Here is a 17144-nt window from a genome sequence, read left to right as displayed (position 1 = left end):
TTTTATTGAATAACAGTTTTCTTCGACTTTTATTATCTCTCATCACGCAAAAAAAGTGCAGAATTCTTTCTAACACAAGATTTCTGCACTTTTATATTATGCTTATTTATTCTTCCTTATTTCTCTACATAAACCGACTTAACAATCGTACGATTATATGGTTTTCCTTCTTTATTCATCCCTTTTATATCCATCGTAACGTTATATACTCCCGGTTGTTTTATATCTTTCAAAGCACCTGTAAATGTATTCGTATTAACATTTTGTAATTCATTAAATTCAGAGACTAACTTACCTTCTTTATTAACGACTCTTACTGTTATGGAAAGATCCCCTTTCATTTCAGGTGCCATTGGTGATTTTTTCAGTTTATACTCAGGTTTATTTACTTTAACTTTTGTAGGTATTTGAAGAACAAATGGTGCGTCATTCTTGTAATCGCTTACAACTAAATATGCATCTTTCGACTGCTTCGCCATCATTTTGATTTTCCATTCGCCTACTTCCAATTTATCAAACTTAAATGTTCTAATTGTCGCCCCATTAAAGAAAGATTCGCCTTCACCAGTAGTTATAGCGCTATCTTTATTTGCATATATTTTTCCTTTTGGAGATACCATTTGTACTTCTACATCAGAAGAAGCAGTTAGTACAGAAACGATTCCTTCCGCTTTTTTATCAACTGTAACGGTTTGCTCTATCCACTGATTTTGTGGTAATTCGCCTCCTAAAATATTTTGATTTGAAGTTGTATTTAATTGTTCTAGATTTTCATTTGAACTAGTGCTGGATGCTACTAAAGCTGGTAATTCCACATTTGTCGTACGTAAATATGGTTCGATTCGTGTAAAAACAGCTGATCCTTTTCTTATATTGTCATGATCAAATCTGGAATCTGTAAATAAATGTGTACCGTACGATAGCTTCGCACTCCATTCATTTACTAGTCCATCATTTGAACCGTACGATGATAAATATAACCCGCCCATAGATAATGCAGAAAATGTTGGCCCCCAGCTAGTCCCAGTAGCCGTATAGTAACGGTTTAATTTAGCTGCTGGGTTATTATCTATTGTTGAACGAAACTTTGCCATTTCACCTATTTGTAACGAGTACGTACCATCATCTTTTTGACCTAATATAGAAGCTAGCCACCCTGCCCACCAACTATATGACAAATCTGCTAAATTTGAGCCGTGATGCGGTGTAGCAAGTGTAATAACATTTCCAACAAATCGATTCGCATCATATTCAACTAATGCGGCTTGTGTATCAATACCACCTTTACTATGCGCTACAATATTAACTTTTTTACCGAAATGATTATATATTTCTTCAAGTTTTTGTGCTAACAGTTTTCCGTTATCCCACTGACTAGCCGAACCTTTCCCCGCAGCATCATATAATTGTATAAACACTGTTTGATAGCCTGCTTTCAAAGCATAATCATACATATCATTTATATCATGATATACTGTCTTTCCATACCAACTATCCGCATTACCATTTCTTCCTTGTACAAAGAGAATTGGTGGTTTATTCTCATCATAATTAGCAGGTTTTTGGCCTAAAAACCATTCCCCAGGTGTAAATACTTCTGTGTCAGGAAACCCCTTTCCAAGCTCTTTTACAACTTCTGCCTGTACATTTGTGCTAATCGTTGGAGCCATGATAAAAAATACAATTAGTAAGGCCACACATCTTCTCATCAGTCTCATATTACTCCCCCTATTTTTTTGAAAGAAGGTGTTCTTTATAATATTTTATATTTTCCCTTCCTTAATAATAGCTAATCTTTGATTTTAAAAAGATGTTAGCCCTATTTTTAGAAGGTTACTAGTTGTGTACCCTCTTCCTTAACTCTCGTTATTCTCTTTGTTTCTACCTCTTCCTTTTGATAGAATACGACAAAAAAGTTTCTCAATAATTGTTAACTTCGCTACATCCAGATATTTTTTAAATCATTATTGTTTATATAAAGCATACAAATCTTGAAAAAATTTTAGTAAAAAAACATTTTATTACTAGTTAGTTATTTAAAAACATAATAAAGATATGTACTTTCTTTTCATTAAATACAAAATAATTTTAAAGGACCATATATTGTAAGGCTTTCCTACAATTAAAAATCAAACTGAAATTTCCGAATAAACAATCATATTTCCAGAAACATATATTATGATAATTTCTGCGCACTTGAATTAACCTTGTAGAAGTACTAACCTATCGGTGAGCAGAAGAAAATTCTGTAAAAAGAAAGGAGAATACTTTATGATGACCAATTTACAAAAGGAGTTTTTTGAACGCTTAAAAATTCCTGCAAAAGAAATAACATTTGATGATTTAGATGAAATCTTATTAAAAATGGGAATGATTCTCCCCTATGAAAATCTTGATATTATGGCTGGTACTATTAAAAATATCTCAAAAGATAACTTAATAGAAAAGTTACTTATTCAAAAACGAGGTGGACTTTGTTATGAATTAAACTCCTTATTGTATTATTTTTTAATTGATTGTGGGTTTCAAGTATACAAAGTAGCCGGTACTGTTTATGATCTTTACGATAATAAATGGAAGCCCGATGATGGTCATGTCATTATCATATTAAGTCATGAGAATAAAGATTATGTTGTGGATGCAGGTTTTGCATCTCATCTCCCTTTACATCCAGTCCCTTTTAAAGGAGAAGCCATCTCCTCTCAAACAGGAGAATATCGAATTCGTAAACGAAATACTCGAAAAGGTACGCATATTTTAGAAATGAGAAAAGGAGCTAACGGAGAATCTACAAGTTTCTTACAATCTGAACCTTCAAATGAATGGAAAATAGGTTATGCTTTCACTTTAGATCCAATAGATGAGAAAAAAGTGAATAACATTCAAAAAGTGATTGTAGAGCATAAAGAATCTCCTTTTAATAAAGGAGCTATCACTTGTAAATTAACTACTTATGGTCACATATCGTTAACAAATAAAAATTACACAGAAACCTTTAAAGGCACCAAAAATAAACGACCAATAGAATCTAAAGATTATGCTCGCATTCTTCGTGAATCTTTTGGAATAACGCAAGAGAAATATGTAGGAAAAACACTAGAAAGAGGTTAGTTGACTAGAAGTATTTCATAATAAAGCAGATTCTATATTTAGAATCTGCTTTATTTTATATTTTGTTATAAACTAATTTAATTTTGTTGTTACCCTTTAATTTTCAATTATATACTCATCATCATATTTATCGTATTGTAACCCTTTCCCTATCTTTGATTCTGTAACTTGATCTCTTAAAAACGGTGCAGCACCCATTTTGCTAGTTGCAATTTCAATTCCATATTTTTTCGTTAAATGAGCTAACTCTATTAAAAACCACTCTCTTCGCAATGTAACTGGAATATCAAATGTTTTTCTTTTCATATATAATAGCACCTCTTTTATTTTCATAGCTTAAAAACATCACTGGATGCACTTATTAAAACTACCTTCCACCCCTAACATCCAATGAAACATTATAGTATATGCATGTCCATTTCAAACGTGCTATCACAAATATGATATTAAAGTTTACATAATTATATTATGTAATAATAGAAGAGAAAGGCATGTCCCTTCCTCTTCTATTATAGATATTTAAATTAAGAACATCTTGGTACACCTAAAGCTAAAAATAAACCTGCTACTCCCGCAGTAATCGGTACTTTTAACGTAATAACATCGTCTACCTTCGTTACTAAAAAGTAAGCATTACCTTCTTGTAATATACAAGTTACCAACAATTGAAATTCCATTCAAATCTCCTCCTTTCAATCGATATACTATAATTTATGAAATCTCTTTCAAAAAGTAATAGTAAATATATCTATTTTCCCTTATATACAAATAAATGTTTATAAGTCTAGTAAAAATATTAATTTTCTAAATTTATATAAAACGTGTAATATCCAATAAGTTCCTATATAATCAATAAGAAAAATCTTACAAATAGAGGTATGAAAATGGCGATTTTGAGTAATATTGGTGCAGCTTTATTTTTTATTGCTTTTATTCTTTTAATCTTATGTATCATTTCATTCTTTAAAAAAAATGGAAAAGCAAAACAATATGGACGTCCTACCGTTATTCTTTTTATGATTTCAATTATATTAATAGTGACTGGTACAACAAAATCTGAACACCCAGTCATCGAATTTTTTGCTATTTTAAGTTTCATTCTATTTATATTCTTCCTTGTACTTGCAATATTATCTGTTATTAAGAAAACAGGTGTAGCAAAAAAACAATTTATTATTACAGCCGTATTATTTGTCATTTTTGTTGCGCTATTAGGTATTTCAGCTCCTTCTTCTGAAAAAACGACAGCAACTAGTACAAAAGTTGCCTCTAACAATGAAGAACAAAAAGATAGCGAAAAGAAAAAAGAACTAGAAAAGAAAGAGGCTGACGAAAAAACTCAAAAGCAAGAAGATGAGAAGCGTCAAGCCGAGGAACAAGCTCGTAAGCAAGAAGATGAAAAACGTCTAGCCGAGGAACAAGCTCGTAAGCAAGAAGATGAAAAACGTCTAGCCGAGGAACAAGCTCGTAAGCAAGAGGATGAAGAACGTCTAGCTGATGAACAGGCTCGTAAACAACAAGAAGAACAAAAACGTCAGGCTGATGAACAAGCTCGTAAGCAACAAGAAGAGCAAAAACGTCAGGCTGATGAACAAGCTCGTAAGCAACAAGAAGAGCAAAAAGCACAGCAAACTCAAACACAACCTACCTCAGGAAATACTAGTAGTGCATATTACAAAAATTGTGATGCAGTTAGAGCTGCGGGGAAAGCTCCTCTATATAAAGATCAACCAGGATATAGTCGTAAACTAGATAGAGACGGCGATGGAGTTGCATGCGAATAATAGTAATAAAAAAGAAGCTTAGTAAAAGCTTCTTTTTTTACTGTAATGCCTTACATTTAATATCCCTTTCTCTTATTTAGATGTGTTCTTAAATAAATTTCATACTATTATTCTCAAAAATGACACATAATAAGTGATTTCAATCACCACATTGATTTTCATTTATCGCTATTCTTAATTTAGTAATTACATTCAAACTTTATGGAGGCGTTCATATGAAACATACATTTACTGAAACTTCTATTGTCGGTGAGATCGTTACACAATTCCCGAAAGCTAGTGATCTTTTTAAATCATATAGAATAGATTTTTGTTGTGGTGGCAATAAACCGCTTATTGATGCAATTCATGAAAGAAATTTATCAGCTACTGAAGTGCTTACAGAGTTAAATACGCTTTATAATAATATGAAACGATTAAATGAATCTGAAATTGATTGGAAAAATGCTTCTTATCGCGAATTGATTGATTATGTTATAAATAAGCATCATCGCTATTTAAATGAAGAGTTGCCACAATTAAGTCCGTATGTGACAAAAGTATTACGTGTTCATGGGGCAAGTCAGCCTCATTTAGCTCAAATTCATAAGCTATTTCATGAACTAAAGATGGAACTAGAACAACATTTAATTAAAGAAGAAACAGAAGATTTTCCATTAATTTTAGAATTTGAACAAAATCCAACTGAAGAAAACTATGTGAAGTTACGTAAAGTAGTAGATGAGTTGGAAAATGAACATAACCACGCAGGCAACATTATTAAAGAGCTTCGTAAAGTTACAAATGACTTTACTCCTCCAGAAGGAGCTTGCGGCACTTATCGACTTGTTTACCAACACCTTGAAGCACTAGAGTCTGATTTATTTGAGCATATTCATTTAGAAAATAACATTTTATTTCCACGTGCAATTACGAGAGTGTAAATTAAGTGCAGGACATGAGTGTAAATACTTATGTCCTGTTTTTTCATTTGGTAAAGAATATACACATCCCTCTCGAATAAGTCCGAATTTTAACAATTTGTGAATCATTGTAAAAATGTGATAAATATCACATCTCCCTCTTTTTAAATTTTTTATAATAGAAATATAATCCTTTGTTCAATACTTCACATAAAAAGGGGAAACGAAAATGAAAAAACGTTTAGTTATGATCGGAAATGGTATGGCTGGCATACGTTGTATGGAAGAAATATTAAAACATGATAGTGATTCATATGAGATTACTATTTTTGGAGATGAACCACATCCAAACTACAATCGCATTATGCTCTCTCATGTTTTACAAGGCAAAACAAATATGCAAGATATCATTATGAATGAATATAGTTGGTATGAGGAAAATGAAATAACTTTGTATACAGATGAAAGGGTTCAAAGTATTAACCGAGAAGAAAAAATAATTATCACAGAAAAAAATCGTACTCTTACATATGACAAACTAATTATCGCAACAGGTTCTAGTGCTTTTATTTTGCCCGTTGAAGGTTCTACTCTTCCTGGCGTAACAGGATTTCGAACTATTGAAGATACACAATTTATGATTGATACCGCTAATGAAAAGAAAAAGGCTGTTGTCATTGGTGGTGGATTACTTGGCTTAGAAGCTGCAAGAGGTCTTATTGATTTAGGAATGGACGTATATGTCGTTCATTTAATGCCAAGCTTAATGGAGCAACAACTAGATGCCAAAGCAGCTTCTCTATTACGCGAAGATTTAGAAGCGCAAGGCATGCAATTTCTAATGGAAAAGAAAACTGTAAAAATTCTTGGTACAGACCATGTTGAGGGCATTCAATTTGAAGATGGTGAAGTTGTAGATTGTGATTTAATCGTAATGGCTGTCGGAATACGCCCAAATACGCAAATAGCAAAAGATGCTGGTTTAATTGTAAATCGCGGTATTGTAGTCAATGACTATATGCTAACAAATGATGAATCCATTTATGCAGTTGGAGAATGTGCAGAACATGACGGTATCGCATATGGACTTGTTGCTCCTCTTTATGAACAAGGTGCGATATTAGCAAAACATATAACGAATTTACAAACTGATGGATATACGGGCAGTATCGTCGGTACACAATTAAAAGTTGCAGGTTGTGATTTATTCTCTGCTGGCCAAATTTATGAAGATGACCAAACGAAAGCAATATCCATCTTTGATGAATGTAAACGTTCCTATAAAAAAGTATTAATTCGTGACAATAAAGTCGTCGGTATCGTTTTATATGGTGACACAGCTGACGGTACACGCCTCTTTAGCATGTTAAAGAAAGAAGAGGATATACAAGAATATACAGCCGCTTCCCTTCTCCACAAAGCTGGTGAAGAAAGTGCACTTGACGTTGCTACAATGAGTGCGGATGACACGATTTGCGGATGTAATGGTGTTACGAAAGGTACAATCGTTCACGCCATTTTAGAACAAGAGTTAACGACTTTTGAAGAAGTTAAGGGCTGTACGAAAGCCGCAGGTTCTTGTGGTAAATGCCGTCCGCTTGTGGAACAAGTTTTATCTCATACACTTGGAGATGCTTTTGATGCCTCAGCGCAATCTGCCGGTATGTGTGGATGTACAACTTTATCCCGTGATGAAGTCGTAGCGGCCATTCACGAGAAAGGCTTAAAATCTCCAAAAGAAGTACGAAATGTTCTTGGTTTTATACATGAAGAAGGCTGTTCAAAATGTCGTCCTGCTTTAAACTACTATTTACGTATGGCGATTCCAGAAGAATATGAAGATGATAAATTGTCCCGTTTCGTTAATGAAAGAATGAATGGTAACATCCAGCACGATGGTACATTCTCTGTTATTCCACGCATGTACGGAGGCGTTACAACAGCTGATGATTTAATGAAAATTGCTGAAGTTGCGAAAAAGTACGATGTTCCTCTTGTGAAAATTACAGGTGCAAGCCGAATCGGCTTATATGGTGTTAAGAAGCAAGATTTACCTAACGTATGGGCTGACTTACATATGACTTCGGGATATGCATATTCAAAATCGCTTCGTAATGTAAAATCATGTGTTGGTTCTCGCTTCTGCCGTTTCGGTACAAAAGATTCATTAGGACTTGGTATGTTGCTTGAACAATCATTAGAAATGGTAGATACACCTCATAAAATGAAGATGGGTGTAACGGGCTGTCCGCGTAACTGTGCGGAAGTACTGACGAAAGATTTTGGCGTTGTTTGTGTCGAAAATGGATACCAACTTTATATTGGCGGAAATGGTGGTACGGAAGTACGCGAAGCTGATTTTGTAATGATTGTCCCTACTGAAGATGATGTCCTTCGCATCGCTACAGCTTATATGCAATATTATCGTGAAACTGGTATTTATGGAGAGCGTACTGCCTACTGGACAGAACGTTTAGGCTTCGATCACATAAAAGAAATACTGCAAGATGCAAATATGGTCACTAAGTTAAATGAACGTTTCCAAAAAGCTCGTGGCACATATAAAGAAGCATGGGGACAAGCACTAGAAACGAAATCATTAAAAGCGATGTATGAAGTAGAAACTGTGAAATAAGGAGCTGTGATCTATATGATACAAACGAAAGAAAAAATAAAAGTTATGCGTGCGGAAGACCTTCCTATTCAAATCGGTAAAGAGGTGCAAATGAATGGTATGTCTATCGCCCTATTCCGCCTTTCAAATGGAGATATTCGAGCTGTAGAAAATCGTTGTCCTCATAAAAACGGACCGTTAGCAGAAGGAATTGTATCTGGAGAATTCGTCTTTTGTCCACTGCATGATTGGAAAATTTCATTACTAACAGGTGAAGTGCAAAAACCTGATGACGGCTGTATCCAAACATACGAAGTAGAAGTTATTGATGGTGACATTTATATAAACATGTAATTTACGAAAGGAAGCCTCCTCTGGCTTCCTTTTACATAAAAATAGAAGAGGTGCGATTATGAACGGATATGTATATTTAGTTGGTGCAGGACCAGGTGATGAAGGGCTTATTACAAAGAAAGCGATAGATTGTTTAAAGCGTGCAGATATCGTTTTATATGACCGTTTATTAAACCCTTTCTTTCTTAGTTATACAAAAGAAACATGTGAACTTATGTATTGCGGCAAAATGCCAAAGAATCATATTATGCGACAAGAAATGATTAACGCCCACCTCCTTCAATTCGCACAAGAAGGAAAAATCGTTGTCCGATTAAAGGGCGGAGATCCATCTATTTTTGGCCGCGTTGGTGAAGAAGCAGAAACTTTAGCAGCAGCGAACGTTCCATATGAAATCGTACCAGGTATTACATCTAGCATCGCCGCTAGTAGCTATGCAGGTATCCCCCTCACCCACCGTAACTACAGTAATAGCATCACTTTATTAACTGGGCATGCAAAAGGCCCTTTAACCGATCATGGAAAATATAATTCATCCTATAATAGCGACACGATCGCCTACTACATGGGTATAAAAAACTTACCTACAATTTGTGAAAACTTACTACAAGCAGGAAAGAAAAAAGATACACCAGTAGCCGTCATTGAATGGGGTACAACTGGTAAACAACGTGTAGTCACAGGGACACTGTCCACCATTGTTTCTATCGTCAAAGACGAAAATATTTCTAACCCTTCTATGACAATTGTTGGTGATGTTGTTACTTTACGGAATCAAATTGCTTGGAAAGAACGTAAACCATTGCACGGCAAGAAAGTTTTACTTGCATCTGCAACAAATAAAAAAAGCGCAATAAAGCAAATGTTACAAGAGTCCGGTGCAGAAATATATCAAATTCCAATTTTCCAAAAGAAAGAATACACATTAACCTCTGAACAAATTAATAAGATTTTTAACGTTGATCGTCTTGTATTTTGTTCCGCTGAGAGTGTAGACATCTTAGTGCAATCATGTAGTAAATATCATAAAGATATTCGCTCCTTACAGGCAGAGCTTCAGTATATGAACCTTTCTATTCAAGAAAAGCTTATGCAATATGGATTGTTAAGTAAACCTGCGCAATTTTCTTCGAATTCAACGATTTATTTAGGACGAAACATTAACCGAATTGCTGTTATTCAAGAAAAAATTGGTGCTGGTTCCTATATGATGACTCATGAGTACACAATTGATCATCGCTTCGATGAAATTCATTCCCGTATGCTTTCTGAATTCTCATGGGACAGCATTGTATTTGAAGGTCGTGCTTCTATTGATACGTTTCTAGCAGAAATAAAACGCCTAGGCTTTATCAATATTCTTACTCTCCCATTCTCGTATACCGACGTTCCAACTTTATACTATGCGAATAAAGTCGGTTTTCATAATGTAGATGAGCAATTACAAGACATGATTATGAAGAAAGATTTGGTGGTACGATGAAAGGAATTGTATATGTTGGACACGGGAGCCGCTTACAAAAAGGTAACGAACAATTCATTCACTTTATTCAATCTGTTATAAAAGAACGTAACGAACGGATTCAAAAAATAGCTTTCCTAGAACTAACGACACCTACCATTTCGGATGCAGTTACAGAAGCAATACTAGAGGGTGCAACTGCAATAATGATTGTACCTGTTTTATTATTTGCAGCAGCTCACTATAAACGTGATATTCCTTTTGAGATAGAGAAAATACAAAAGCAATATCCACATATAACATTTTCAGTTGTACAACCTTTTAGTACACATCCACATATGGTTGAACTTGTAGTAAAAAGAATACGTGAAACTATGCCAATGCAAGGTAGTAGTGTTTTACTCGTAGGGAGAGGCAGTAGTGATCCACAGCCGTTACATGAATTACAACAAATCGGAGCAGTCGTCGAACGAAAACTCAGTATGCCAGTATCGTGCTCCTTTTTAACGAAAGGAACTCCCTCTTTTACTGCTGAGCTCAAGGCCATAACATCGACTTCATCCCATGTATATGTCATGCCGTACCTTCTCTTTACCGGATTATTACTTCAAAAAATTAAATTGCATGCAAAAAAATACGATCACGTTACAACTTGTAACTGTCTTCAGTTTGATAGATACATGAAGTTAACATTATTAGAACGAATGGAGGAATGCATATATGTATAACATGTACCCTCTTATGTTTAATTTAAATAAAAAAGTGGTCGTTATAGTTGGTGGTGGTAAAATCGCATATCGAAAAGCGTCCGGATTAAAGGATACAGGCGCTTTTGTCACCGTTATCAGCCCAGAAATTTGCGAGGAAATGAAGGAACTTCCTTATATTACTTGGAAGCAAAAAGCTTTTAGTAATAATGATATTAAAGATGCTCATCTTATTTATGCAGCTACAAATCAACATGCTGTAAATATGATGGTCAAACAGGCCGCCCATGATTTCCAGTGGGTTAACGTCGTAAGTGATGGTACAAAATCATCGTTTCACACACCTGGTGTCATCCGACATGATGAATATGTTGTCACTATTTCAACTTCAGGTAAAGATCCATCGTTTACGAAGCATTTGAAGCAGGAACTAACATCTATATTTCCTAAACTTATAAACAAGCTTTCTCGTACTCATAAAATGTAATCTATCACTTAGCTAAAATAGTAATTAACTTTGAACAAACGTTTTTTAGAGGCGTTTGTTCCTTTTGCTTTAGTTTCGCTTTTTAGGATCAGACAAACAATTGGACAAGAATCTGTGAAGAAAAATAGCGGCAACAATTACGGACAAAAAAAGCAGTTGCTTGAGAGCAACTGCTTCAATACAGGTTTTATATTGGATATTCATTCAACCAAATTAGCGCTTGTTCATAATCATCAAAAAATCTCACAGATTCTTTCGTATTAGATTGTTGTAAATAATCCATTATCTCCCCCTCTTCAAGGAGAAATGCAATTGCCTTACTGTTATTCAAAATGATTTCATTGAAGAACTTCTCTTTCCATACTTTTTGAACAGAAAAATGATTTGGCGTGTATCCTTTTCTATCCACCAACAATTTGTATTTCCGCCCTTCAGAAATGAATTGCTGACAAACCTGCTCAAAACCATTAAACCATTCATACACATCATCTGTTTTTATATTTCCAACTAGATGGGTAACAATTATATCTCCTGAAACTGTTGTGCTGATATTCTGTTTACTCAACTTGGAATCCCTCCTTAGTTACAATTTTGCGGAAAAACCGCATAAAATCAATAAAGAAAAAATTCTTACTTGACACTCCCACCCCATCGCTATCAAACTAAGCTCATGTAACGTCAATTATAAGCGAAATTGTGTCTTTTTTCGCAAGTCTATATGTAGATGCTTTAAAGATTTGCATCCGAAATAACCCCTAATGCGTTTCCTTTTTTTGAATTAAACTGCTTGATTATCAGACATGGTACAATTGTAAACGACACCCAATATATCTAAGACTGTTTTCTTCTCATATCGATGGGATTTCCGTCCATCATTTATCGCCTCAAATCTATTCGTTTTTGCACGTATATTCAAAACAAAATATATGACAAATAAATAACGACAGTTACTGTAACAATGCTGAAAAGTGTTGAAAATAAAACGATTTGTGCATGTAGTTCAGGCTCTATTTGATACTCCATAGCAATGGTTGATGTATTTCTTGAAGTAGGAAAAGAACTTGCAATAAATAATGATTGTGCAACAATACCATCAATGTTTAGTAGATAGATCATGGCAAGTGCTAATAATGGTCCTATCAGTAACCTTCCAATTAAAGCCCATGTTATGACTCGATGGAAAAAATTAAGCTTAATGTTAGATAATTGCGCTCCTAGCAATATGATTGCTATTGCAACAAAACTATTCGCAAGCTGATTAAGAGGTAGAAAGATAGAATTAGGTATTTGAATTTTAAAAGATTGAAAGAGAACCCCTAATACAAGCGCATGAAGTACAGGCAGTCTTAGAAATGATTGAATAATACTTCCGATTGTTTTTGTTGCTGATAGTAAGTTATATATCCCATATGAATAAGTTAAAAGATTCTGGAAAATCACAATAAAAATTTGAATGGAAACCCCCACTGGATTGTGACTGAAAATCAATTGACTTACTGGTAATCCATAATTACCGGAATTCATTAACGAAATACTATTTTTTAGAGCTGCACTTTCTCCTTTTTCTAACTTTAATGTTTTTGAAATGAAATGACTTACTATGATCAGACTCAAACTATAAAGCATTAAATAGTATATTATCTGGAGCAACAAACCTGTCTCTATACTAATATCATATATATTCATAAATACAGCCGCTGGCATCAAGCAATAAGTAATAAGTGTAGATAGCTGCTTTAAGTTAAATTGGAACTTCCTTTGTAAAATTGCACCAATTAGCAGCAATATTAATATTGGTAATATTACGTCTAATATAATAAAAATAATCATTTAAAACCTCATTCTACATATATTTTAGTTGGATTAAACGCTCTCTTTTCTTTAACATATCAAATATGACTCATAAAGAAAATTATAGATTATTTATACAAATTCATAACTTTATCTTATTGAACTAAACTGTATTCTTTAGTTTAAGTGTACTTTTTTCACAATATCCGTTAGCCTTACCAAAAAATCTTGCCCTAAAAAAATCTGATACTGCAGTTACTATGCGAAGAATACTTACATCAATTCCATACTTGTCGCTTGAGTCACCTAACACACCTGATACTTGTTTATCTTGAGTGGACTTATATTTTTTTCATCTAAACATCCCGATTCAATTAAATATTTGCATTCTAAAAATGAGTTCGATCTTTAGAATAGATTTAAGATTTCCTTAACTAATCTGCCCTTTAATTAAATAACTTTTGACATCTATATTTTAAAATAAAATTCCATCAACCTTCTTTTTTTCATTTTAAAAGCACATTCTTATAGAAAACAAGCGTTTGTTGAGATAGCAATAAAAACATGTTGAAGCCTATTACTAAAAGAACCATCCCAAAATACTTTGGGATGGTTCTTTTTCCTTATTAATGATTCTTTAACATCACTAACAATTTCTCTTGGCTATACATCCATACTGTAATGATTAAACAAGCAAGTGCGACTTCTGATAACGCCATAAATCCAATTGCATAATGACCTGTTAATTGAAATAGTAATGTTAAAATTAGTGGCGGGAAGAATCCTCCTAGTCCGCCTAAAGCTGAAACGAGCCCATTTACAATACCGGCTTGTTCTGAGAAGTACATTGGAACGAGTTTGAAGATTGTACCATTTCCAATCCCTGCACAAAATGCGACTAGTAGGCAACCAAATGTATACACGTTCATACTAGGCATAAATGATAAAATAATACCTGAAAGTGTTAAACCGATAAATACGAAGATTAATATTTTAAATGGATTAAACTTATCACCGAGCCAACCACCAATCGGGCGCATAATTGTTGCGAGTACAATGAATCCGGCTGTCCGCATACCTGCATCTACTTTTTCTAATCCGAAGTGAGATACTAAAAAGTTTGGTAAGTATACTGTAAATGCGACAAATGATCCGAATGTTAAAAAGTAAAAGATACATAAAAACCAAAGTTTTTCATTTTTATATACACCTTTTATTTGTTCCATTAATGGTGTATTCACCTTTTTCTCCTTACGATCACCTAATAAAAAGTTCATAAGTGCAAATGCTGCAAGTAAAACTAAATAACATTGTACTGTCGTTCTCCAACCAACTGAAGTTGCGATAACAGGTGCTAAAAACGAAGTGATTGCTGTTCCGGCGTTACCGACACCGTAAATACCATTTACAAAACCGTGGCTCTCTTTCGGAAAGTATTTTGGTAAAGAAGTTACCCCTACTGAGAATACAGCTCCACCAATTCCTACAAATAATCCACCAATAATTAAATCCATCATAGAATTGGCAACACTAATATAAAAGACAGGAAATAATAATAGAATAAAACTAATAAAGAATAATTTTCTTGCTCCGAAACGATTTGTCCAATAGCCAATTGGAATACGAAGAACAGAACCTAAAATAACCGGTACTGCTGTTACCATAGAAATTTGTCCCGCAGTTAATGGAATATCCGCTTTAATATAAGGCATTAATGATGATAAAATAACCCATACCATAAAACCGATAACTAGATTAGAAGTTTGTAAACTTAATTGAAAATTAGGACCTTTCATCCTGTTCCCTCCTATGTATGCATAGTTATATTCATTCCCTCCAGCCTAATCACGTCCTAACATGATTAGGCTGAAAAGAATCAACCACCACTTACTGGCGGAATCATTGCTATGACATCGCCAGTTTGAATGATATCATCCTCATTTGCATACTCTTCATTTATAGCGACCATTATCTCACTTGAAATTGCTACGTTGTATTTCGTAATAAGGACTTCCTTTAGTTCAGCAACCGTAATATTTTCACAACCTATGTGTAATGCTGACTTACTTACTTCTTCTTGTAAATGTGCAAATAATAGTACTTCAATCATATTCTCATCTCCTTTCCAGGCTCACCATTTGCATACGCTACCTTCTCTAACTGATCACCTATCCATGACTCACCATCTTTCCAAAACTCTTTCTTCCATATTGGAACAATTTGTTTTATACGCTCCATAATATATTCGTTCGCCTCATAGGCAGCTTTCCGGTGTGGTGTAGAAACAGCGACGACAACAGCAAGATCAGAAATTTGTAATGTACCAATGCGATGTGTAATGGCGACATTTGTCCCAGGCCACATCTCTCCTACTTCGGTGCCAATTCTCTTAAGCTGTTTCTCCGCCATTGACTTATATGCTACATACTCTAAATATAGCGTACGACGGCCTTTCGTAAATTCTCTAACAGTACCAATGAAAGTCGCAACTGCGCCACATTCACGACGAATTACTTTGTTTGTAACTTCTTCAATTGAAATAGGTGTATCAATTACTTCATAATACGTATGTGCCATCTTGCACCTCTTATCTTTGTATAAGTTAGCAATCTATTTTTCTATTATTTGTATGATCGAAGTGGTTCTTCCCACGGCCACTCACTTCCGGCGCTTGATTCTAATAACAGTACCGAGACAGTTATTCCTGCTTTAAATCCTCTCGTTCCTCCCGGCAGGACGATACATGCATTCGCCCCTGCAAGTGAAGAAATTGCACTAGATTTGTCTAAACCAACTGGTGTAGCTTGCAATGTTCCATCTACAATTTCCACTTTCCCTCGTACAAAACGAGTAAATGGGTTTGCTTTCAGAAAGTCTTTCTGTAATATTGCCTCTGTACGATATACGTGCGAATCTTTTCTATGCAAATATGTTCCAATGACTGGCCGAACATATAATTCACAACCGACATAACAAGCTGAAGGATTACCAGATAGACCAAATAATAGTTTTCCTTCTAGCTCAGCTACAGTTGTCACACTTCCTGGTCGCATCGCTATTTTGTTGAAAAGCACATTAGCTCGTAATTCCTCATAAATAGCAGGTAAATAGTCATAGTCTCCTACCGAAACGCCACCAGTTGTAATTAAAATATCGACTTCTTTTATCGCTTTTTTCACAGTGTTATAACACGTCTCAAAATCGTCAGCGAATTGTCCATAATACTGTACAACTCCGCCCGCTCGTTCAACTTGAGCAGCTATCATATAGGAGTTACTATTTCGAATCTTCCCTGGCTTTAATTGTTCATGTACTTCAAGCAGTTCGCTTCCTGTCGTTACAATTCCGATAACCGGCTGTTTTACAACGTAAACGGTACTATAACCAAACGTAGAAAGAAGCGCCACTACTCCAGGGTTAATAACAGTCCCTTTTTTCACAAGGATGGTATTTTGTTTTACATCTTCACCTTTAAAAGAAATGTTATCCCCAGCAATAAAGGAGCGTTTCAATTTCATATAAGTCTTTTCACTTTCTTCAAATCCTTCAGTTAGCTCTAACATAACAACTGCATTACATCCGGCTGGAATTGCGGCACCTGTCATAATACGGACAGTTTGAAATGGTTTCACTTCTTCTGGAAAAACAAAACCTGCTCCAATTTCGCCAATCACTTCAAACTGAATGGGGTTACTACTACTCGCTTCTTTTGTATCTTCTGCTCGAATCGCAAACCCGTCGTATGGAGAGCGATCAAAGTGAGGGACATCATGATCTGCAATAACATCTTCTCCAAGAATTCTTCCGTAACTTTCTATAAGAGAAACCTTTTCTATTTCACCTTGATGAGCGTATTTCATTACACGTGCCACTGCTTCTGCCACCGGAATTGGTATACGTTTTTCTAACATTCTTTTTCACCTCGTTTTAAT

Annotated in this window: 17 protein-coding genes; 8 read left to right on the top strand and 9 right to left on the bottom strand. The window is 34.7% G+C overall.

Translation table 11 applies throughout. The features are described from left to right. Positions 1-116 precede the first annotated feature (116 nt). Positions 117-1718, bottom strand: coding sequence for an esterase/lipase family protein (locus tag NZ044_RS10800; protein WP_001238698.1), 1602 nt, complete (start codon positions 1716-1718; stop codon positions 117-119). Between the two features lie 553 nt (positions 1719-2271). Between NZ044_RS10800 and NZ044_RS10795 the strand changes: the two genes are divergently transcribed. After that, complete coding sequence (locus NZ044_RS10795; RefSeq protein ID WP_000988895.1) at positions 2272-3111, top strand: arylamine N-acetyltransferase family protein; 840 nt, start codon at positions 2272-2274, stop codon at positions 3109-3111. Positions 3112-3207: 96 nt separating this feature from the next. Here NZ044_RS10795 and NZ044_RS10790 read toward each other — a convergent pair whose 3' ends face one another. Both NZ044_RS10790 and exsG read right to left on the bottom strand, forming a co-directional pair. Further along, positions 3208-3417, bottom strand: a complete 210-nt coding sequence (locus tag NZ044_RS10790) for a hypothetical protein (protein ID WP_000824195.1) — start codon at positions 3415-3417, stop codon at positions 3208-3210. Positions 3418-3635: 218 nt separating this feature from the next. After that, a complete protein-coding gene (exsG, locus tag NZ044_RS10785; RefSeq protein ID WP_000395679.1) occupies positions 3636-3788 on the bottom strand; it encodes an exosporium protein ExsG in 153 nt (50 codons plus the stop codon). A 207-nt stretch (positions 3789-3995) separates the two neighbouring features. Between exsG and NZ044_RS10780 the strand changes: the two genes are divergently transcribed. From NZ044_RS10780 to NZ044_RS10750, 7 genes are all read left to right on the top strand, one after another. After that, positions 3996-4895 carry an excalibur calcium-binding domain-containing protein gene (locus tag NZ044_RS10780; protein ID WP_153599302.1) on the top strand — a complete coding sequence of 300 codons (900 nt, stop codon included), beginning with the start codon at positions 3996-3998 and terminating at the stop codon, positions 4893-4895. 215 nt (positions 4896-5110) lie between these two features. After that, positions 5111-5818, top strand: coding sequence for an iron-sulfur cluster repair di-iron protein (ric, locus tag NZ044_RS10775; RefSeq protein WP_098505721.1), 708 nt, complete (start codon positions 5111-5113; stop codon positions 5816-5818). Positions 5819-6026: 208 nt separating this feature from the next. Next, complete coding sequence (nirB, locus tag NZ044_RS10770) at positions 6027-8432, top strand: NADPH-nitrite reductase large subunit (RefSeq protein WP_098505720.1); 2406 nt, start codon at positions 6027-6029, stop codon at positions 8430-8432. 15 nt (positions 8433-8447) lie between these two features. Then, positions 8448-8765, top strand: coding sequence for a nitrite reductase small subunit NirD (gene nirD / locus NZ044_RS10765; RefSeq protein ID WP_000616697.1), 318 nt, complete (start codon positions 8448-8450; stop codon positions 8763-8765). A gap of 58 nt (positions 8766-8823) precedes the next feature. After that, positions 8824-10248: a uroporphyrin-III C-methyltransferase gene (locus NZ044_RS10760; protein ID WP_081143542.1), complete on the top strand. Its 1425-nt coding sequence runs from the start codon at positions 8824-8826 to the stop codon at positions 10246-10248. After that, complete coding sequence (locus NZ044_RS10755) at positions 10245-10955, top strand: sirohydrochlorin chelatase (protein ID WP_000676489.1); 711 nt, start codon at positions 10245-10247, stop codon at positions 10953-10955. Before NZ044_RS10760 ends, NZ044_RS10755 begins: the two co-directional genes overlap by 4 nt. Beyond that, positions 10948-11421 (top strand): precorrin-2 dehydrogenase, encoded by a 474-nt coding sequence (locus NZ044_RS10750; protein ID WP_000282583.1) that lies wholly within the window; start codon positions 10948-10950, stop codon positions 11419-11421. The genes NZ044_RS10755 and NZ044_RS10750 overlap by 8 nt, the downstream gene beginning before the upstream one ends. Positions 11422-11608: 187 nt before the next feature. Here the strand turns inward: NZ044_RS10750 and NZ044_RS10745 are convergent, their stop codons facing one another. The 6 genes from NZ044_RS10745 to NZ044_RS10720 all read right to left on the bottom strand — a co-directional run bounded on the left by NZ044_RS10745 (position 11609) and on the right by NZ044_RS10720 (position 17123). Next, the gene (locus NZ044_RS10745; RefSeq protein ID WP_000043368.1) at positions 11609-11986 is read right to left on the bottom strand and encodes a hypothetical protein; all 378 of its coding nucleotides are present in this window, start codon (positions 11984-11986) and stop codon (positions 11609-11611) included. 347 nt (positions 11987-12333) lie between these two features. Next, on the bottom strand, positions 12334-13251 hold the full coding sequence (locus NZ044_RS10740; RefSeq protein WP_000583193.1) for an AEC family transporter: 918 nt from the start codon (positions 13249-13251) through the stop codon (positions 12334-12336). Between the two features lie 587 nt (positions 13252-13838). Then, a complete protein-coding gene (narK, locus tag NZ044_RS10735) occupies positions 13839-15008 on the bottom strand; it encodes a nitrate transporter NarK (protein ID WP_000678170.1) in 1170 nt (389 codons plus the stop codon). A gap of 80 nt (positions 15009-15088) precedes the next feature. Beyond that, positions 15089-15322, bottom strand: coding sequence for a molybdopterin converting factor subunit 1 (gene moaD, locus NZ044_RS10730; RefSeq protein WP_000573687.1), 234 nt, complete (start codon positions 15320-15322; stop codon positions 15089-15091). Further along, positions 15319-15789, bottom strand: coding sequence for a molybdenum cofactor biosynthesis protein MoaE (locus NZ044_RS10725; protein WP_000951544.1), 471 nt, complete (start codon positions 15787-15789; stop codon positions 15319-15321). The genes moaD and NZ044_RS10725 overlap by 4 nt, the downstream gene beginning before the upstream one ends. Before the next feature lie 44 nt (positions 15790-15833). Next, on the bottom strand, positions 15834-17123 hold the full coding sequence (locus tag NZ044_RS10720; RefSeq protein ID WP_000890797.1) for a molybdopterin molybdotransferase MoeA: 1290 nt from the start codon (positions 17121-17123) through the stop codon (positions 15834-15836). Between the last annotated feature and the right edge of the window lie 21 nt (positions 17124-17144).

Source organism: Bacillus sp. FSL K6-1338, assembly GCF_038006965.1.
Taxonomy (GTDB): Bacteria; Bacillota; Bacilli; order Bacillales; family Bacillaceae_G; genus Bacillus_A; species Bacillus_A thuringiensis_S.
Note: the sequence above shows the minus strand (reverse complement) of the source record. Positions and strands in the feature narration are given on the sequence as shown.

Bases quoted from the DNA above. Each gene is read 5' to 3' on its own strand.
- NZ044_RS10800 (WP_001238698.1), bottom strand. From the start codon at position 1,718: ATGAGACTGATGAGAAGATGTGTGGCCTTACTAATTGTATTTTTTATC.
- NZ044_RS10795 (WP_000988895.1), top strand. From the start codon at position 2,272: ATGATGACCAATTTACAAAAGGAGTTTTTTGAACGCTTAAAAATTCCT.
- NZ044_RS10790 (WP_000824195.1), bottom strand. From the start codon at position 3,417: ATGAAAAGAAAAACATTTGATATTCCAGTTACATTGCGAAGAGAGTGG.
- exsG (WP_000395679.1), bottom strand. From the start codon at position 3,788: ATGGAATTTCAATTGTTGGTAACTTGTATATTACAAGAAGGTAATGCT.
- NZ044_RS10780 (WP_153599302.1), top strand. From the start codon at position 3,996: ATGGCGATTTTGAGTAATATTGGTGCAGCTTTATTTTTTATTGCTTTT.
- ric (WP_098505721.1), top strand. From the start codon at position 5,111: ATGAAACATACATTTACTGAAACTTCTATTGTCGGTGAGATCGTTACA.
- nirB (WP_098505720.1), top strand. From the start codon at position 6,027: ATGAAAAAACGTTTAGTTATGATCGGAAATGGTATGGCTGGCATACGT.
- nirD (WP_000616697.1), top strand. From the start codon at position 8,448: ATGATACAAACGAAAGAAAAAATAAAAGTTATGCGTGCGGAAGACCTT.
- NZ044_RS10760 (WP_081143542.1), top strand. From the start codon at position 8,824: ATGAACGGATATGTATATTTAGTTGGTGCAGGACCAGGTGATGAAGGG.
- NZ044_RS10755 (WP_000676489.1), top strand. From the start codon at position 10,245: ATGAAAGGAATTGTATATGTTGGACACGGGAGCCGCTTACAAAAAGGT.
- NZ044_RS10750 (WP_000282583.1), top strand. From the start codon at position 10,948: ATGTATAACATGTACCCTCTTATGTTTAATTTAAATAAAAAAGTGGTC.
- NZ044_RS10740 (WP_000583193.1), bottom strand. From the start codon at position 13,251: ATGATTATTTTTATTATATTAGACGTAATATTACCAATATTAATATTG.
- narK (WP_000678170.1), bottom strand. From the start codon at position 15,008: ATGAAAGGTCCTAATTTTCAATTAAGTTTACAAACTTCTAATCTAGTT.
- moaD (WP_000573687.1), bottom strand. From the start codon at position 15,322: ATGATTGAAGTACTATTATTTGCACATTTACAAGAAGAAGTAAGTAAG.
- NZ044_RS10725 (WP_000951544.1), bottom strand. From the start codon at position 15,789: ATGGCACATACGTATTATGAAGTAATTGATACACCTATTTCAATTGAA.
- NZ044_RS10720 (WP_000890797.1), bottom strand. From the start codon at position 17,123: ATGTTAGAAAAACGTATACCAATTCCGGTGGCAGAAGCAGTGGCACGT.